The organism is Enterobacter asburiae, from assembly GCF_024599655.1.
Taxonomy (GTDB): Bacteria; Pseudomonadota; Gammaproteobacteria; order Enterobacterales; family Enterobacteriaceae; genus Enterobacter; species Enterobacter asburiae_D.
In genome coordinates this window covers 840513-858220 of record NZ_CP102247.1, presented here as the reverse complement: position 1 = coordinate 858220, position 17708 = coordinate 840513, and the positions used below count along the sequence as shown (strand labels likewise).

The following is a 17708-nucleotide window of genomic DNA, read 5'->3' as shown; positions in this document are numbered from 1 at the left end:
GGATGAATATGCTGAACACACGTTTTTCCGTGAGCCTGATACTCCTCGGCTGGCTCTGCCTCAGCGCGAGCGTCTGCGCGCAGGCGATTTCGTTCATTGCGCCCAAAGATCGGCCGCAGCTGGAGGCAAGTAAACCCTGGCCGAAGAACCAGTTTCTGGTGCTGGCCTACCATGACGTCGAAGACGATGCTGCCGATCAGCGCTATCTCTCCGTTCGCACCAGCGCCTTAAACGAGCAGATAAGCTGGCTTCTGCACAACGGCTATCACGCCATCAGCGTGCAGGACATTCTCGATGCCCATGACGGCAAAAAAACGCTGCCGCCAAAAGCCGTTCTGCTCAGCTTTGACGACGGCTACAGCAGCTTTTACACCCGCGTCTGGCCGCTGCTTCAGGCGTGGAACGTCCCTGCGCTGTGGGCGCCGGTGGGCAGCTGGGTGGATACGCCAGCAAATCAAAAAGTTAACTTCGGCGGCCTGATGACGCCCCGGGATCGCTTCGCGACCTGGGACATGGTGCGCGAGCTTAGCCAGTCCCCGCTGATTGAGATCGGATCGCATACCTGGGCCTCGCATTACGGCATTCCGGCCAACCCGCAGGGCAGCCGCGAGCCGGCCATTGCCAACCGCTTTTATGACAAAGCCACGGGCCGCTATGAAACCGACCAGCAGTTCAGCCAGCGGATCGGCGATGACGTTCGCAAAGTGACTGAAAAAATCACGCAGGTGACGGGCAAAGCGCCGCGCGCCTGGGTCTGGCCCTACGGCGCCGCCAGCGGTACGTCGCTCGCTATCGCCAGACAGCAGGGTTATCAGCTGGCCTTCACCCTTGAGGACGGGCTGGGGAATGTGCAGGATCTGGGCAACATCCCCCGCCTGCTGATCGCCGGTAATCCCTCGCTCAAGGCGTTTGCCAGCACGGTCAGCCAGGTTCAGGAGCGCGATCCCGTGCGCGTCATGCACGTCGATCTCGACTACGTTTACGATCCCGATCCGGCCCAGCAGACCCAAAACATCAACAGGCTGATCCAGCGGGTCTATGACATGAAAATCAGCCATGTTTTCCTGCAGGCGTTTGCCGACCCGCAGGGCGACGGCAGGATCAAGGCGCTCTATTTCCCCAACCGTCGTCTGCCGGTCCGGGCCGATCTCTTTAATTTTGTCGCCTGGCAGCTGCAAACCCGCGCGGGGGTAAAAGTCTTCGCGTGGATGCCGGTGCTCTCGTTCGATCTCGATCCTTCCCTGCCGCGCGTGCAGCGCCGGGATCGTCAAACCGGCCAGCTGCGCGAAGCCACCGAGCCCTATATCCGGCTCGCCCCGTGGGACCCGCAGGTGCGCCAGCAGGTGACGGACATCTATGAAGATCTGGCCCGCTATGCCAGCTTCAATGGGATTTTGTTCCATGACGACGCGGTGCTGACGGACGTGGACGATGCCGGACAGGACACGACTCGCCAGAAGAGCCAGACGCTTATCGGGTTTACCCACGCCCTGAGCCTGGCGGTAAAGCATATCCGTGGCCCGCACATAAAAACCGCGCGCAACATGTTCGCCTTACCCATTCTGCAGCCCGAAAGCGAAGCGCGGTTCGCGCAGAATCTTGATGATTTTCTGGCGGAGTATGACTGGACGGTACCGATGGCCATGCCGCTGATGGAGTCCGTCCCGGCAGACGAGAGCGATGCCTGGCTGACGCGTCTGGTTAACGCGGTCGCCACGCGCCCCGGCGCGCTCGATAAAACCATTTTCGAGCTGCAGGCCAAGGACTGGGAACAGAAACCGCAGCGCGCCGTTGCCGATAGCCAGCTTGCGCAGTGGATGCGCGTGCTCCAGCTGAACGGCGTCAAAAACTACGGTTACTACCCCGACGACTTCCTCAACAACCAACCTGATATCTCACGCATCAGGCCTGAATTTTCTTCGTACTGGTACCCTGACAATGACTGATCGCATTATCGCATTCTCTATTTTATGTCTGGTATTCGGGTTGCCGTTAGGCGTGGCCGCCCTCTTTACCGGCGAACTGATTCTGGATTTTGTGTTCTTCTGGCCGCTGTTCATGTCGATGCTCTGGATAACCGGCGGCCTCTATTTCTGGTATCAGCTTGAACGCCACTGGTCGTGGGATAAAGACACGCCCGCCCCGACGCTCGCGGGTGAGCCGCTCATCTCCATTCTTATCCCCTGTTTCAACGAGGGACGAAATGCCCGGGAGACCATCAGCGCCGCGCTGGATCAGCGGTATGAAAATATAGAAGTTATCGCCATCAACGACGGTTCGTCTGACAACACGGCGGAGGTATTGCAGGCGCTGGCGCAGGAACAGCCTCGTCTGCGGGTGATTAACCTCGCGGAAAATCAGGGGAAAGCGCTGGCGCTCAAAGCTGGGGCGGCGGCGGCCCGGGGCGATCTGCTGGTCTGCATTGACGGCGACGCCCTGCTCGATCGCGATACCGCCGCTTATCTGGTGGCCCCGCTGATTCAGTACCCCCACGTTGGGGCGGTCACCGGGAACCCGCGCATTCGCACGCGCTCCACGCTGATTGGCCGCATTCAGGTGGGCGAGTTCTCCTCCATCATTGGACTCATCAAGCGGACGCAGCGGATCTATGGCCGGGTCTTTACCGTCTCCGGCGTCATCGCCGCCTTTCGCCGACAGGCGCTGGCGGACGTCGGGTACTGGAGCCCGGACATGATCACCGAAGACATCGACATCAGCTGGAAGCTCCAGCTGCGCCACTGGGATATCTTTTTTGAGCCGCGGGCGCTGTGCTGGATCCTGATGCCGGAGACGCTGAAGGGCCTGTGGAAACAGCGTCTGCGCTGGGCCCAGGGCGGCGCGGAGGTGTTTCTGGTCAACCTGCGCAGGATTGTGCGCTGGGAGCATCACCGCATGTGGCCGCTGTTTATGGAGTACGCGCTGTCAACGCTGTGGGCCTTCGCGTACGCGATGACGGTGCTGCTGTTCCTCCTCAGCCAGGTTGCGCCTGTTCCCGCCAGGCTGACCGTGGAGAGCCTTTTCCCACCGGAGTTTACCGGGCTGCTGCTGGGCGTGATGTGCCTGCTGCAGTTTCTGGTCAGCCTGTACATCGAGCGACGCTATGAACGAAAAGTGGCCAGCTCGCTTTTCTGGGTGATCTGGTTCCCGATGGTGTACTGGATGATTGGCCTGTTTACTACCCTCGTCGCATTTCCAAAAGTCATGCTTAAACGCCAGCGCGCCCGCGCGCGCTGGATCAGTCCGGACCGGGGAAAAGGAAGCATTCAATGAACGAAAATACCTTAATTTTGACCGAGCATCGGCTATTGCCACGTCTTTTCGATGCCGCGTTAACGCTGGTGGCGTGGGGAGGATTTCTGTTTTTCCTGTATGCCAGGCTCTGGATGCAGCTAACCGATGAGAGCGACCACCGCTGGGGCGTGATTATCGCGTCCTTTAATACGGTGTTGATCTATTTGCTGTTCGCCGCGCTCAACGGCTGGCTGCTGATTTTGTGGTATCAGTACAACCGCCGCCGCGCCCACGTGAGGCGGCGTCAGCCGGGCTATTTTCACCAGGAGGAGCTGGCCCGCAGCTTTAATGTCTCACCGCAGATCATCTCCGAGATGAGCCAGTACAACCTGCTGACGGTGTACCATGACCAGATTGGCCGCATCATCGATCTGAAGATCAGCGAGCAGCTGGAAGAGGAAGAACAGTAACGAAAAGCCCCCGCAGGATGCCCTGCGGGGGCTTTTTTATAGCGGGAGTCAACTACTTATCTTTAACCACAATCAGCGGCTCGATATCGCTCTCTTTCTTCACCACCAGCGAGTCATCGCCGCGCAGACAGGTTCCGCCGTAGTTCCCGCCCACGGTAAAGGTGCAGACCTGTATGTACTTGCCGTCGACCTTCGGCAGGCACCACAGCTGCTGGTAGATGTTTTTACGGTCGACAAACTTGCCGCTGGATTTATCCAGCAGTTCGTCCTGGGCGCTGATGAGATCGATATTGCTGCCGCAGCGTCCGGCAATCGGCTTGACGGCATAGCCGGTCTGCTTCAGCAGATCGTTAACCTCAAAATCGGTGTCGAGCAGGTAACGGTGGTTCGGGAACAGCTGCCACAGAACCGGGAGAATCGCCTTGTTGCCGGGGATCACGGTCCACAGTGGTTCGAAGACCAGCACCTCCGGGCGCAGCAGGACGTCAATCAGTCGCACCTCGCCCTCGGGATGTCCGGTGCGGATCGGCACAGCGGCGTATTCGGTTTCGCTGACCTCGCGGATCTGCTCTATCGCCGTTTCCCACGCCCAGGTTTTCCACACGCAGTTGACGTGACGGCCTTCGTCGTCAATCAGCTGTCCGGCGGTATCCCAGCTCAGCGCCTCCAGCCCGTGCAGGATTTTGGTTTCGAAACCGGCCTGCATCAGCGAACGCTGAATAAAGAGCGCGTGATAGTCCTCTTCGACATCGTTGTCCTGCATGATGTGGACAAACGGCCGCGCGTGGCTGTGCTTCCATGCGCCGGTCAGCTCTTCCAGCAGCCCTTCCGCCGGGTTATGTCCATTGCCGCGATAGCCGTTTTTCACCCACTCTTCGAGAATCAGCCCGCCCTCGGTATGGCAGGACGCAGAGTCGGCGTTGTACTCGTAGACCTTAATGCCGCGCTCATCCATGCAGAAATCCATACGACCGGTGATCATATGGTGGCGACGCCACTGCCAGGAGAGGCGCAGGCGCGGCCAGAGGATTTTCGGGATGTCGAAAAGCGCCAGCAGGCTGTCGTCTTTCAGCACCTTGTCCGTCGCGTGCAGGTACATCAGGTGCAGTTCGTTGGTGGCCTTGATCAGCTCCTGCTCGGCGCTTTCGGTAATGGTGAAGTACTGGCAGGGATCTTTGTTGATCACATGGCCGTTCGCGCGGATATACGCCTGCTGCAGCGCGTCATTTTCGTTAAGCCATTTACCGTCGAACTGACGCCTGTTTTTCAGCCGCGCGCCGCTGATTTTCAGCAGTTCGCCGTCGATTTCCGGCTGGGGAATGCTGTGTTCCGTGTCGTCGGTCTGGATCATCCAGCCGAGGATCTCCGTGTCGTTGAAGGTGTCATGGATTGTATAACACCCGTTCTCCACGCTCAGACGCAGCTCGCGCGTCCACTGCTGCCCGAGCGGCAGCGGGGAGTGAATCACGTTCTGCTCCGCAATACGCACCTTATCGTCGAGAAGCTGGGTGATCACCGCCACGTGGCCGGTCTCGTGAAACTCGCCGCCCTTTTGCCAGATCAGCAGCGCCCCGGCGCGCGGCGCGCGTTTCGAACCGTTGGCAAAAGCCTGAAGGGGCAGAATGTTATCGTTCACCACCTGACGCAAAAAGCGCAGGGAGAAGATTTCCCACGCCATGCCGACGTCGGTAAACACGAAGCCATAGTTGAGAAACAGGAAACGGCGGGCAAACTCAACGCACTGCCACTTGTGGCCCATGTATTCGTTGCCGATATAGCTGCGGAAATCCGCATCTTCCGGGTAGCTGCGCGGGTCCAGACTGCCGTAATTTGAAGAGTAAATCGCCACGCCACCGGGCGCATAGCCTAACAACGTCCCGAATGGCGCATCACTGCTTAACTTTCCTTTACGCATGTATCCAACCTAAAACAGGCAGGCGGCAATTTTTTATGGGTTGTCGTCGTCTGCACGTTGTAATTAACCTGACAGAGGTGGATTTATCATACACCTGCCTGGCAAATAATTCGCCTTACCCGGCCGACGAAACACAAAACCTGTAGGTCGGGTAAGCGAAGCGCCACCCGACACGTTTAAGGCTTAAATCTTAAACAACCAGCACGCCGCGAAATGCCCTGGCGCAATCTCCCGCATGGCAGGCTCCTGCGTCTGGCAAACCGGCATGGCGTGCGGGCAGCGGCTGCAGAACTTACAGCCCGGCAGCACGGACGTGGGGCCGGGAATATCGCCGCGCAGGGTGGCGTCTTCGAGATTGCGGATGCGCGGATCGGGCTGGGGAACCGCCGCCAGCAGCGCGCGGGTGTAAGGGTGCGCCGGACGCTGATACAGTTCATTCGCCGGGGCCATCTCCACCAGTTTACCGAGATACATCACCCCAATGCGGCTGGAGATATGGCGCACCATGGAGAGATCGTGGGCGATGAACAGATAGGTTAGCCCCAGCTCCTGCTGCAGATCCTGCAGAATATTTACCACCTGCGCCTGCACCGAGACGTCCAGCGCCGAGAGCGGCTCATCGCACAGTACAAATTCAGGATGCACGGACAACGCGCGGGCAATACTGATGCGCTGACGCTGCCCGCCGCTGAACTCATGCGGGAACCGTTCAAGGTGTTCGTGCTTCAGCCCGACTTTGTAGAGCAGCGTTTCCGTACGTTCCCGCTGTTCTTCACGGCTGTAGCCGTGGATCTGCATCGGTTCGGCCACCAGCTGTCGCACCGTCATACCGGGGTTGAGCGAGGAGTAGGGATCCTGAAAAATCGCCTGCATCCGCTTACGCAGCGGCTTGAGTTCTTTTTCACGGGCGTGGGCGATCGCCTGCCCGGCAAAGTGGATCTCGCCCGAGGTGATATCGAAAAGGCGCAGGATGGCGCGCCCGAGGGTGGATTTTCCGCAGCCGGACTCCCCCACCAGGCCAAACGTCTCGCCGGGCTGGATATCAAAGCTCACGCCGTCAACCGCCTTTACGGCCACGCCTTTACGCAGCAAACCGCCGTTGAGCGGATAGTGCTTGCGCAGATCGCGAACGCTCACTAATGGCGCCTGGTGTTCACTCATGCCTGAATCTCCTTATCAGCCCATAGCCAGCAGGCGGCGCGATGGCCCTCTCCGGCGGTGTAAAATGCGGGCTGCCGTTCACACTGGGGCATGCGCTTCGGGCAACGTTCCGCGAACGGACAGCCCGGCGGCGGGTTAAGCAGGCCAGGCGGCGAACCTTCAATCGGCGATAAACGTTGATTCACCTCATCCGGGCGCGGCAGCGAGGCCAGCAGCCCCTGGGTGTAAGGATGCGCAGGGCGATAAAAAATGTCCTCCACGTTCCCCTCCTCCATCACCAGCCCGCCGTACATCACCACCACGCGGCTGCAGACCTGCGCCACCACGCCGAGATCGTGAGTGATCAGCAAAATCGCGGTCCGGGTCTGCTGTTGCAGACTTTTCAGCAGGCGCAGGATCTGCGCCTGAATGGTCACGTCCAGCGCGGTGGTCGGCTCATCGGCAATCAGAAGCTTCGGGTTGCAGGAGAGCGCAATCGCGATCATCACCCGCTGGCGCATCCCGCCGCTGAACTCGTGGGGATACTGGTCGTACCGGCGTTCCGCCTCGGCAATCCCTACCTGTTCCAGCATGGCGATCGCCGCCGCTTTGGCCGCTTTTTTGGCCAGCCCTTTGTTGCGCATCAGGATCTCAGACATCTGCTTGCCGATGGTCAACACCGGGTTCAGGGCGGTCATCGGATCCTGAAAAATCATCGCGATCTCGTTGCCGCGAATGGCGCGCATCTGCGCGGGCGTTTTCTGCGCCAGATCTTCATTCTGGAAGCGGATGCTGCCGCCGGTTATCCGCCCGTTGCTCCCCAGAAGCTGGATAATCGACTTACAGGTGACGCTTTTCCCGCAGCCCGACTCGCCGACGATACCGACGAGTTCGCCCGGCTGAACCTGAAAGCTCACGCCACGCACCGCGTGAACCTCGCCCTCGCGGGTGCGGAACGTGGTTTGCAGGTTCTCAAGCGCTAATAAGTTACTCATCGCGATTCGCTCCCGGCTCAAAGGCGGTTCGGAACACATCGCCCAGCACGTTAAAGCTGAACACCGTCAGCAGGATCAGAATGCCGGGGAACATCGCCAGCCACGACGCTTCGCCAATATAAGACTGCGCGTTGTTAAGCATGCTTCCCCACGACGCCGCAGGTGCCTGCACGCCCAGCCCTAAGAAGCTGAGGGTTGACTCCATCAGGATGGCCGAGGCGATATTGAGCGTGGCCGCCACGATAATAGTCGGCAGCACGCCGGGAATGATGTGGCGCGCGATAATGCGCAGCGGATGCTCCCCCGACGCGCGGGCATAAAGCACGTACTCGCGCTCTTTCACCGACAGGGTTTCAGCACGCACCAGACGCGACATGTTCATCCACGTCAGCAGGCTGATAATCAGAATGATGTTATCCACGCCCGGCTTGAGGTAAGCATTCACCACCAGCAGCAGGAAGAAGGCCGGAATGGCCATCAGGATATCCACGGCGCGCATCATCAGGTTATCCAGCCAGCCGCCAAAATAGCCGCTCACCGTTCCTACCACCGTGCCGATCAGCGTGGAAAAGAGCATCGCCAGAAAACCGACCATCAGGGAGATCTGGCCGCCATACAGCGCGCGGGTAAAGTAGTCGCGGCCGTATTCGTCGGTACCGAACCAGTGCGCGGCATCCGGCGGCAACGTGCGCGCGCCGAGCGCCATCCGATCCGGATCGTACGGGCTTAACCCCGCGCAGAGCGCGGCGACAACGAAAATAAAAAGCACAAACAGGGAGAACTGCGCCGGACGGTTGCGGCGCAGCTGGTGACGAACCTGCTGCCAGCGTCTGCTCATCCGGGCTACCTCAGCGTACGAATGCGGGGATCGGCGAAGCGATAAAGCACGTCGGCGATCAGGTTACCGACGATCAGCATCATCGACGAGAGCATGATGATCGCCATGATCAGCGGGTAGTCCAGCGAGGCGATCGACTGGATCCCGAGCAGCCCCATCCCCGGCCAGGAGAAGACGCTTTCCGTCACATAGGCGCCCACAATCAGCTCACCGAACGACAGGCCGAACAGGGTAATCACTGGCAGCAAGACGTTTTTCAGCACGTGGCGGAACAGAATACTGGAACGCGTCGCGCCGTAGGCAAGCTGGGTCTGCACGTAGTCGGCCGAGAGCTGCGAGATGGTGTTGGAGCGGATGTAGCGCACATAGCTGGAGAGGTTGTAGAACGTGAGGGCAATACACGGCAGCACGCCGTGACGCAGCAGATCCAACCCGTTGTCCTCCATGCCGATGGTGCGCATCCCCATGCTGGGGAACCAGTTAAGTTGCACGGCAAAAACGGTGATGAGCAAAATGCCGAACCAGAATATCGGAACAGAAATGCCGATATAGGCGAACAGATTCAGCAGGTGATCCAGCCAGCGGTGCTTAAATGCCCCCGCCAGCAGGCCCAGCGGGATCGCCAGCACGATCGCCATCAGCAGCGACGCGCCCATCAGCCCCAGCGTGGCCGGAATGCGTTCGCCGATCATTTCCAGCACCGGGCGGTGGTAAATCAGCGAATAGCCGAGATCGCCCTGCAGGACGTTTTTCAGCCACAGGACGTACTGCGTGACCAGCGGCTTATCCAGCCCCAGGCTCTGGCGAATACGTTCGATATCTTCCGGGGCCATGCGCGGCGTAATGTACGCCGCCACCGGATCGCCGGGCGCGAGCTTGACCAGCAAAAACGCCACCAGTGAAATAAAGAACAGCATCGGCAGCAGTTGCAGCAGCCGACGCGTGAGGAGTGTGTTCACGACGTGCCCTTACAAAAGCTCCGGCCTGACGGCCGGGGCAATCACTTATTTCTGATAGATTTTTGACAGATCCTGGAACAGATAGACCGGTTTCGGCTCTGCCTCCTGGGTGCCGCCGAAGCGCTTGTCCACCGCGACGGTCGCATTGGTGTAGGCAATCGGGTAGTAGGTCATGTCGTTCGCCACGGTCTGCTGAATTTGCTTGTAGATATCGGCACGTTTCGCAGCGTCGGTTTCCACCGCGCCTTTATCCCACAGGGCATCAAACTGCGGATTTTTGTAGTGCGCGTAGTTATAGGCTTCGTTGCTCATGAACAGCGATTTATAACCGTCCGGCTCTGAGCCCATGATGTAGCCGCCCAGGTTCAGCTCCCATGCGGTGTTGTTCATATCGAGGCTGCGCTGAGACATGGCGTTGGAGTCCAGCGGCATCAGCTCCACGTTCACCCCAATGCCCTTCAGCGCCTGCTGAATGTAGAGCGCCATGCTCTCCTGGGTTTTGTTGGTGTTCACATACGCCAGGCGCAGCTTGAGGTTGTCCGGCGCGCCGGACGTCTTCAGCAGGTCTTTGGCTTTTTGCAGATCGAATTTGTACTGTTCAACGTCATCCGTCTTGTAAAGCGTATCTGGCGTCAGGAAAGAGGTCGCCGGTTTAGCGTAGTCCAGCGAGGTAAACGCGGTCTGGGTTAGCTCGTCTTTGTTGATGGCATACGCGATAGCCTGACGCAGCGCTTTGCTCTTCATCACCGGCACGTTCTGGTTGAACGTCATATAGGCCAGACGGCCTTCCGGATAGACCACGAAGTCAAACTTACCGGTATTTTTCAGGCGGTTCACATCCTGCGGGTCAACCATCTTGAGGTTGATTTCACCGTTTTGCAGCGCCAGGTTGGCGGCGTTGCTGTCTTTGGCGAAACGGTAGGTGACCGAATCAAGCTTCGCTTTGCCGTTCCAGTAATCGTCAAAACGGGTCAGGGCGTAATACTGCCCGGCGCGATACTCTTTAAATTTGAACGGCCCGGAGCCGACCGGCGCATCGTTTTTGGTGCTCTTTTCCAGGTCGCCTTCACCGGCGAACACGTGCTGCGGGATCGGGTAGATCTGTACCAGAGTTCCGGTAAATGCAGCGCTGACCTGCGGTAAGGTGAACTTAACAGTGCGCTCATCAACCTTGCTCACCTCAACAGGCTTGCCGCCGTAGGTAAACATGCTGCGGAAGAAGCTGTGCTGCTTGGCATCCAGCAGCTTATTGAAGGTGAAGACCACGTCGTCCGCCGTCAGCGGCTGTCCGTCCTGCCATTTGAGGTTGGGTTTTAACGTCAGGGTGTAGCTCAGGTTGTCGGCGGAGGGCGTCAGGCTTTCCGCCAGGCCCCACTCAATGTTGCCGTTATTAAAGCTGTACAGCGGGGCATAGAGCGCCTGCATGATCGTTAACGTCGTACGGTCACTGGCATAGAGCGGATTAACGGCTAACGGGTCGCCGGAGGTAATACCGATAATCAGCGAACCGCCCTCTTTTGGCGCGTCGCTTTTTGCCGCAGCCGCACTGTTTGTCTCTTTATTTTTCGCATCATCACAGCCAGCCAGGCCTAACGCGAGCGAAACCACCACTGCCGATAACAGAAGCTTGCGCATCTCACTAACTCCTTGCCTTATAAAGTGTTTATTACTGCATCTTTTATTTATGTTGAAGCATCATATGCAGCTTTATCGGTTTACGCATTAATTATGAAAATGCGATTTTCGATTAAGCTTATGCCGGATTTGATATATATAAGCGCCGGAAGGAATAGCGGCAGATCGATTACGCTCAGTTCGTTAAACGCTTCACAAATCTCCTGCTACACTGCCTCAACACATCACTCAAAAGGCAGGCCAACATGTCAGACAACACGTATCAGCCACCAAAAGTGTGGGAATGGAAAAAGAACGGCGGCGGCGCGTTCGCCAACATCAACCGCCCGATCTCCGGCGCGACGCATGAGAAAGAACTGCCCGTGGGCTCCCACCCGCTGCAGCTCTACTCTCTGGGGACTCCGAACGGTCAGAAAGTGACGATCATGCTCGAAGAGCTGCTGGCGCTGGGCGTGACGGGCGCGGAGTATGACGCCTGGTTGATCCGCATTGGCGAGGGCGATCAGTTCTCCAGCGGGTTTGTAGACGTGAACCCGAACTCGAAAATACCGGCGCTGCGTGATCACTCCACGAACCCGCCAACGCGCGTATTTGAATCCGGCAATATCCTGCTCTACCTGGCAGAGAAATTCGGCCACTTCCTGCCGAAGGATCCGGCGGGACGCACCGAGACGCTGAACTGGCTGTTCTGGCTGCAGGGCGCGGCGCCGTTCCTCGGCGGCGGTTTTGGCCACTTCTACAACTATGCCCCGGTGAAAATTGAGTACGCGATTGACCGCTTCACCATGGAAGCCAAACGCCTGTTCGACGTGCTGGATAAACAGCTGGCGCGCGGTCGCTACGTGGCGGGTGAAGAGTACACCATCGCAGATATCGCCATCTGGCCGTGGTTCGGCTGCGTGGCGCTGGGCAGCGTGTATAACGCCGCCGAGTTCCTGGATGCAGAGAAGTACGCTAACGTGCAGCGCTGGGCGAAAGACGTGGCGAACCGCCATGCCGTTAAGCGCGGACGCATCGTTAACCGCACCAGCGGCGAGCTGAACGAGCAGCTTCACGAACGCCACGCGGCGAGCGACTTCGAGACGAATACCGAAGACAAACGTCAGGCGTGACGACTGACCGGGCGGTTCGCCGCCCGGCAGCAAAGATCCTTATCCAGGGCATGATTAGCTTAAAGGTTGAGTCGGTATTGCTGGCACTATCTGGACGTTTTTCTCGCGTCAGATAGTGAGAAATGACGTCTCAACCGACAGCAGTCACAAAGGATCTGTTATGAAACTTATTAAAACAACGCTGGTTATCAGCGCCCTCATTTTTTCCACCTCGGGAATGGCCATCGACAAAACCGCCGCTGGCGCGGTAGCAGGGGCTGCCATTGGCGCGGCCACGGGCAAAGATCTGAAATCGACCGTTGGCGGTGCCGTCGTGGGCGCAGGCGCCGGTGCCATGTTCAAAAACGGTGAGAAAGGCAAAGCCGCGCGTAAAGGTGGTGCGGTAGGTGCTGCAGTGGGCGCAGGTGCCGCGGCGGTTACCGGCAAGAGCGTGCTGAAAGGTGCGGCCGTTGGTGCCGGTTCAGGCGCGCTGATTGGTGAAGCGACGCACTGATAAACTTCGCCGGGTAATCGAACTTAACCCGGCGCTCCTCGCTTTACCCCTCTCTCGGGATCAGACGCCCACAGAACGTAGCTTATTTCTCAGCGTATAAATTTTTCGGCTAAGCTCAATGTCAGTCTTAGCCCCAAGCTTTTTCATGATCCTGCGTTTATGGCTGCTGATCGTTTTCTCGCTCCGGAATAAGCGTTTCGACATTTCAACCCCACTAAAGCCTTGGGCGTAATATTTCATGATTCGGTATTCAGAAGGCGTGAGCACAATGTCTTCTTCTGGGTCACGTTGTTGTCCGACACGCATCACCAAAGGGCTAAGGTAACGTTTATTATGCGTCATCGTTTCAATGATATCCCACATGTGGAAAGTCATTTCATCGACACATAACACAGAGCAGGAATGCGCTTTCTCAAGTTGTTCAAGGAGCGTTTTCTGTAATGCTTTAACCAGTATTAACGTTGATTTACGTTTTAATAAAACCAACACAGCAACCGGAATATCATTAATCGTTTTGTAGGGGGTAGCATCTATAATAAGAAGATGTATATCGTCATTTTCATTAAAAAGATAAGGGGACAAACAGTACCCCCAGCCCGGCTGATGGCGAACAACATTGTCCAGACATTTTCGTATACCAGACAGGTAAATACCTGGATCAGCAATATAGCATACCTGAAATGCAAGCATAGACGCCTCATTCATAAAGTGAGATGAGCTGAGAAAGAAGTAACATTAAGCGTCTCCATCCGGAACCGTTCTCTATGTTCAGCCGCAGGCGGGCATTACGCTTAAAAGTAAATACCGTTTTGTAGCTACACTTGCGATGTTTAGCAATTTCCCGCGTTTGCATGCCACATGCGTAATCTAACAACACATTAAGCTCTGCTGATGAGAGTCGCTCATCGCGACGTTGAGTGTCTTCGGGCTCACTAAGCTGCGTGAGCAGCGAGCTTCCAGGATCACCTTCCAGAATGCAAAAATCGGCCCCTGCTCCCATAAACATCTTTGCTAACAACGCATCCTGAGAGGGCAAATAAGCAAAAGAGGTCAATGGCATTGACCGGGTATAATGCAAGATGCGGATAAAGCCTGGGAGCATATTTCCAAGACCGCCGATACCTGCAAAGAGGAACTTTCGGGCCTCGGTTTGATCGCAAAGCGCTTCGGTAAGTTGTTCCAAAGACGAACAGTGGACAATCTCACACTTTTGATTGCGTAAAATGAAACATATCCCATCGCGTACTAATGCCCGAGGCTCGAAAAGAATGACCCGGTTAACCGAAGGAGTGCTATCCATCGCAAGATATCCTGACTATGTTTTTTGGGTACAGGATAATTCTCAGACGGATTTATTCAATGTAGAGGGTGTCCAATATTGGATATTACGTTTTCCATAAACATCGGCAATAAGGCCGCATAGTGCGGCCTTAGCGCGTTATGCCGTCAGGCGGAACTTCTGCACCGAGCGCTGAAGATCTTCGGTCTGGCGCTCCAGCGCCGCCGCCGCCGCGGAAACCTCTTCCACCAGCGAGGCGTTTTGCTGGGTCACGCCGTCCATCTGGGTAATGGCAATCCCGACCTGCGAAATGCCCTTGCTTTGCTCTTCGGAGGCGGAAGCGATTTGCTTCATGATGGTCGTCACCTCCGTCACGTCACGCAAAATCGCATCCATGGTGGTGCCGGTGTCGCTCACCAGCTGCGCCCCCTGCTCTACGCGGGAAACGGAGTCGGTAATCAGTCCCTCAATCTCTTTGGCCGCGTTGGCGCTGCGGCTTGCCAGGTTGCGAACTTCACCTGCCACGACCGCGAAACCACGCCCCTGTTCACCCGCGCGCGCCGCTTCAACCGCCGCATTGAGTGCCAGGATATTGGTCTGGAAGGCAATGCTGTTGATCACGTTGGTGATTTCAGCAATTTTCTTCGAGCTTTCCGAAATCCCGCTCATGGTAGTTACCACCTCTTCCACCAGCGAGCCGCCGCGGCTGGCGGTGGTTGAGGCCACATCGGCCAGCTGGCTGGCCTGACGCGCGCTTTCCGCGTTCAGTTTCACCGTGGCGGTCAGCTGTTCCATGCTGGCTGCCGTCTCTTCCAGCGCAGCCGCCTGCTCTTCGGTACGGGAAGAGAGATCGTTGTTACCGCTGGAGATTTCCGTCGCGCCGCGCCAGATATTTTCACTGCCGGAGCGAATCGTGCTGACCGCTTCGCGCAGGCTGTCCTGCATGGCGCTCAGCAGCGGCACCAGTTGCCCCACGCAGTTGCGGCCAAACGGCTCAATGGGCTGGCTGAGATCGCCCTGGGCAATCTGGCGGAACTGCTGGCGAATGCGGTCCAGCGGTTTGACCAGCATCGCCACCAGGTAGCGGTCGGTGAAGAGCAGGATCAGCAGGCCGATAATCGTGGCGACGATTATCACCGTGCGGGTCATGCTGGTCAGGCCGTCCACCACCACGCGGGTGCTGTCGAGCGACTTCGCGGCAGCATTGTTAAATTCCTCAGCGGCCGCGCCGAATGCCCGGCTCAGCGGTGGCGTGACGTTGTTGGCCTGCTGACGATACCCTTCCAGAGACTCCAGCTTTGCCTGCTGCATTTGCGGCGTGACGCCCTGTTCGAGCAGCGCCTGCCAGGTGCCGATCACCCGGGAAGAGACCTGCTCATCCATTGGGCCAGGGGAAATGGCTTTCATCTCGGCCAGTTTCTTGCCCATGTTATCCAGCGCCTGTTGGGCAGAGGCCAAATCCGGCGTGCCGCCTGCGGCTTTAACTTCCATTGCGCGGCTCAGACGGGTCACAAAGCGGAAATACTGATCGTTGCCCTGGCTGAGTACCGTCATCTGTTTAACCAGCTGGCGATCGACTTCATTGCCATCCGTTACGCGAGAAAGGGACCAGGTGCTGTACAAGCCAACACCCGCCCACATTAAACAAAAGATCCCGAGAATCGTCAGCATGACGAAGCGGATCGTGAAATTACGGAGCATATTCATAAGTCTTCCTTGCCGTGAGGGTGAGTTCGCCCAGAGGCGAGTACTACTCTCGTTATCGGCAGGAACGAGGGAAATTATAACGTTTTGTGATCATTTTTAATTAGCGTGGCTTCACTGGTCGCACAGCTACCGTTAACCATTATCTTCACTCTTTGTGATGTGATAAGTTCAGAATGAAAACGACGTTTCAAAAAATTATCGATAAGAAAAGGAGACATCATGTCCTGGTACCCTGACGCTACCCGCTATGAACATATGCAGTACCGCTACTGTGGAAAGAGCGGTCTGCGCCTGCCCGCCCTGTCACTGGGACTGTGGCATAGCTTCGGCCACGTCCAGCCTCTTGATGCCCAGCGCGCACTGCTGCGAAAAGCCTTCGACCTCGGCATCACCCATTTCGATCTCGCCAATAACTATGGCCCGCCGGCAGGTAGCGCGGAAGAAAATTTCGGCCGCCTGCTGCGTGAGGACTTTGCCGCGTACCGCGACGAGCTGATTATCTCCACCAAGGCGGGTTACGACATGTGGCCAGGGCCGTACGGTTCGGGCGGTTCACGCAAATATCTGCTCGCCAGCCTCGACCAGAGCCTGAAGCGTCTGGGCGTCGAGTACGTGGACATTTTCTACTCCCACCGCGTGGATGAAAACACGCCGATGGAAGAGACGGCCTCTGCGCTGGCCCACGCCGTGCAGAGCGGCAAAGCGCTGTATGTGGGCATTTCCTCCTACTCGACCGAGCGCACACAAAAAATGGCCGAGCTGTTGCGCGAGTGGAAGATCCCGCTGCTGATCCACCAGCCGTCTTATAACCTGCTTAACCGCTGGGTCGATAAGACCGGCTTGCTGGATGCGCTGGAAGCAAACGGTACGGGGTGTATTGCCTTTACCCCGCTGGCGCAGGGTCTGCTAACCGGAAAATACCTGAACGGTATTCCTGAGGGTTCCCGCATGCAGCGCGAAGGGAATAAAGCGCGCGGCCTGACGCAGAAGATGCTGACTGAGGCCAACCTGAGCAGTCTGCGTTTACTGAATGAGATGGCGCATGCCCGTGGTCAAACCATGGCGCAGATGGCGCTAAGCTGGCTGCTGAAAGATGCGCGAGTGACGTCCGTGCTGATTGGCGCAAGCCGCCCGGAACAGCTGGAAGAGAATGTTCAGGCGCTGGAAAACCTGCGCTTTACGGAAGACGAACTCAAGCGGATTGACCAGCATGTTGCGGATGGGGAGTTAAATCTGTGGCAGGCGTCGTCGGATAAATAGTGCGGTCTGATGCCCTCCCCCCTCACCCCGCCCTCTCCCCAAAGGGGAGAGGGAGAAAGGCCGCACCGAGCAGTCCCCTCTCCCCTTTGGGGAGAGGGTTAGGGTGAGGGGTAAGTGTACTTTACTTCTTACTGATCTTATCCAGATACCCCATCACAAACGCAGACAGCACAAACGTCAGGTGGATGATGACGTACCACATCAGTTTGTTATCCGGCACGTTCTTCGCGTCCATAAACACGCGCAACAGGTGGATAGAGGAGATCGCCACAATCGACGCGGCCACCTTATTCTTCAGCGACGAAGCATCCATTTTGCCGAGCCAGCTGAGCTTCTCTTTACGCTCGTCGATATCAAGCTGGGAGACAAAATTCTCGTAGCCGGAGAACATCACCATCACCAGCAGCCCGCCCACCAGGGTCATATCCACCAGCGACAGCAGAACCAGAATCAAATCCGCTTCGGCAATGGAAAAAATGTTCGGCAGAACATGCCAGATTTCCTGAAAGAACTTAATCGTCAGCGCGACAAGTGCCAGCGAAAGGCCAAAATAGACGGGGGCCAGTATCCAGCGAGAGGCGTACATGGCATTTTCAAAAAAGCGTTCCATAAAGTCCTGTTTGCAAAAGAAACCAGCGCCCAGTATATCTCAACGGCGCTGACTGTTTGCAATA

At 57.3% G+C, this 17708-nt stretch carries 16 protein-coding genes; 6 read left to right on the top strand and 10 right to left on the bottom strand.

Translation table 11 applies throughout. From position 1 onward, the window contains the following. Positions 1 to 8: 8 nt before the first annotated feature. From pgaB to pgaD, 3 genes are read left to right on the top strand one after another with little or no spacing between them, the layout of a single operon-like run. Positions 9 to 1946, top strand: coding sequence for a poly-beta-1,6-N-acetyl-D-glucosamine N-deacetylase PgaB (gene pgaB, locus NQ230_RS04185; protein WP_257260136.1), 1938 nt, complete (start codon positions 9 to 11; stop codon positions 1944 to 1946). Continuing rightward, a complete protein-coding gene (gene pgaC / locus NQ230_RS04180; protein ID WP_257260135.1) occupies positions 1939 to 3270 on the top strand; it encodes a poly-beta-1,6-N-acetyl-D-glucosamine synthase in 1332 nt (443 codons plus the stop codon). The genes pgaB and pgaC overlap by 8 nt, the downstream gene beginning before the upstream one ends. Beyond that, complete coding sequence (gene pgaD, locus NQ230_RS04175) at positions 3267 to 3701, top strand: poly-beta-1,6-N-acetyl-D-glucosamine biosynthesis protein PgaD (protein ID WP_063930486.1); 435 nt, start codon at positions 3267 to 3269, stop codon at positions 3699 to 3701. Before pgaC ends, pgaD begins: the two co-directional genes overlap by 4 nt. 52 nt (positions 3702 to 3753) lie before the next feature. Here the strand turns inward: pgaD and gss are convergent, their stop codons facing one another. The 6 genes from gss to NQ230_RS04145 form a co-directional block, all read right to left on the bottom strand. Then, positions 3754 to 5616, bottom strand: coding sequence for a bifunctional glutathionylspermidine amidase/synthase (gene gss / locus NQ230_RS04170; protein ID WP_257260134.1), 1863 nt, complete (start codon positions 5614 to 5616; stop codon positions 3754 to 3756). Positions 5617 to 5799: 183 nt separating this feature from the next. Beyond that, on the bottom strand, positions 5800 to 6777 hold the full coding sequence (locus tag NQ230_RS04165; protein ID WP_257260132.1) for an ABC transporter ATP-binding protein: 978 nt from the start codon (positions 6775 to 6777) through the stop codon (positions 5800 to 5802). Next, positions 6774 to 7751, bottom strand: a complete 978-nt coding sequence (locus NQ230_RS04160) for an ABC transporter ATP-binding protein (RefSeq protein ID WP_257260131.1) — start codon at positions 7749 to 7751, stop codon at positions 6774 to 6776. Before NQ230_RS04160 ends, NQ230_RS04165 begins: the two co-directional genes overlap by 4 nt. After that, positions 7744 to 8589, bottom strand: a complete 846-nt coding sequence (locus NQ230_RS04155) for an ABC transporter permease (protein ID WP_029740724.1) — start codon at positions 8587 to 8589, stop codon at positions 7744 to 7746. The genes NQ230_RS04160 and NQ230_RS04155 overlap by 8 nt, the downstream gene beginning before the upstream one ends. Before the next feature lie 5 nt (positions 8590 to 8594). Continuing rightward, the gene (locus NQ230_RS04150) at positions 8595 to 9548 is read right to left on the bottom strand and encodes an ABC transporter permease (protein ID WP_010435561.1); all 954 of its coding nucleotides are present in this window, start codon (positions 9546 to 9548) and stop codon (positions 8595 to 8597) included. 45 nt (positions 9549 to 9593) lie between these two features. Next, a complete protein-coding gene (locus NQ230_RS04145; protein WP_193940463.1) occupies positions 9594 to 11183 on the bottom strand; it encodes an ABC transporter substrate-binding protein in 1590 nt (529 codons plus the stop codon). A gap of 245 nt (positions 11184 to 11428) precedes the next feature. Between NQ230_RS04145 and yghU the strand changes: the two genes are divergently transcribed. Both yghU and NQ230_RS04135 read left to right on the top strand, forming a co-directional pair. After that, positions 11429 to 12295: a glutathione-dependent disulfide-bond oxidoreductase gene (yghU, locus tag NQ230_RS04140; protein ID WP_159514896.1), complete on the top strand. Its 867-nt coding sequence runs from the start codon at positions 11429 to 11431 to the stop codon at positions 12293 to 12295. Positions 12296 to 12455: 160 nt separating this feature from the next. Then, on the top strand, positions 12456 to 12788 hold the full coding sequence (locus NQ230_RS04135; RefSeq protein WP_257260128.1) for a glycine zipper domain-containing protein: 333 nt from the start codon (positions 12456 to 12458) through the stop codon (positions 12786 to 12788). A gap of 60 nt (positions 12789 to 12848) precedes the next feature. On the opposite strand, the gene NQ230_RS04130 is transcribed toward NQ230_RS04135, so the two are convergent. The 3 genes from NQ230_RS04130 to NQ230_RS04120 all read right to left on the bottom strand — a co-directional run bounded on the left by NQ230_RS04130 (position 12849) and on the right by NQ230_RS04120 (position 15774). Next, the gene (locus NQ230_RS04130; RefSeq protein ID WP_257260126.1) at positions 12849 to 13478 is read right to left on the bottom strand and encodes a helix-turn-helix domain-containing protein; all 630 of its coding nucleotides are present in this window, start codon (positions 13476 to 13478) and stop codon (positions 12849 to 12851) included. Between the two features lie 7 nt (positions 13479 to 13485). Then, a complete protein-coding gene (locus NQ230_RS04125) occupies positions 13486 to 14088 on the bottom strand; it encodes a helix-turn-helix transcriptional regulator (RefSeq protein ID WP_257260124.1) in 603 nt (200 codons plus the stop codon). A gap of 138 nt (positions 14089 to 14226) precedes the next feature. Then, positions 14227 to 15774, bottom strand: coding sequence for a methyl-accepting chemotaxis protein (locus NQ230_RS04120; protein WP_121424666.1), 1548 nt, complete (start codon positions 15772 to 15774; stop codon positions 14227 to 14229). Between the two features lie 219 nt (positions 15775 to 15993). Between NQ230_RS04120 and NQ230_RS04115 the strand changes: the two genes are divergently transcribed. Next, positions 15994 to 17034: an aldo/keto reductase gene (locus NQ230_RS04115; RefSeq protein ID WP_257260121.1), complete on the top strand. Its 1041-nt coding sequence runs from the start codon at positions 15994 to 15996 to the stop codon at positions 17032 to 17034. 121 nt (positions 17035 to 17155) lie between these two features. On the opposite strand, the gene NQ230_RS04110 is transcribed toward NQ230_RS04115, so the two are convergent. Then, positions 17156 to 17644, bottom strand: coding sequence for a TIGR00645 family protein (locus tag NQ230_RS04110; protein ID WP_047347852.1), 489 nt, complete (start codon positions 17642 to 17644; stop codon positions 17156 to 17158). Positions 17645 to 17708: the final 64 nt, after the last annotated feature.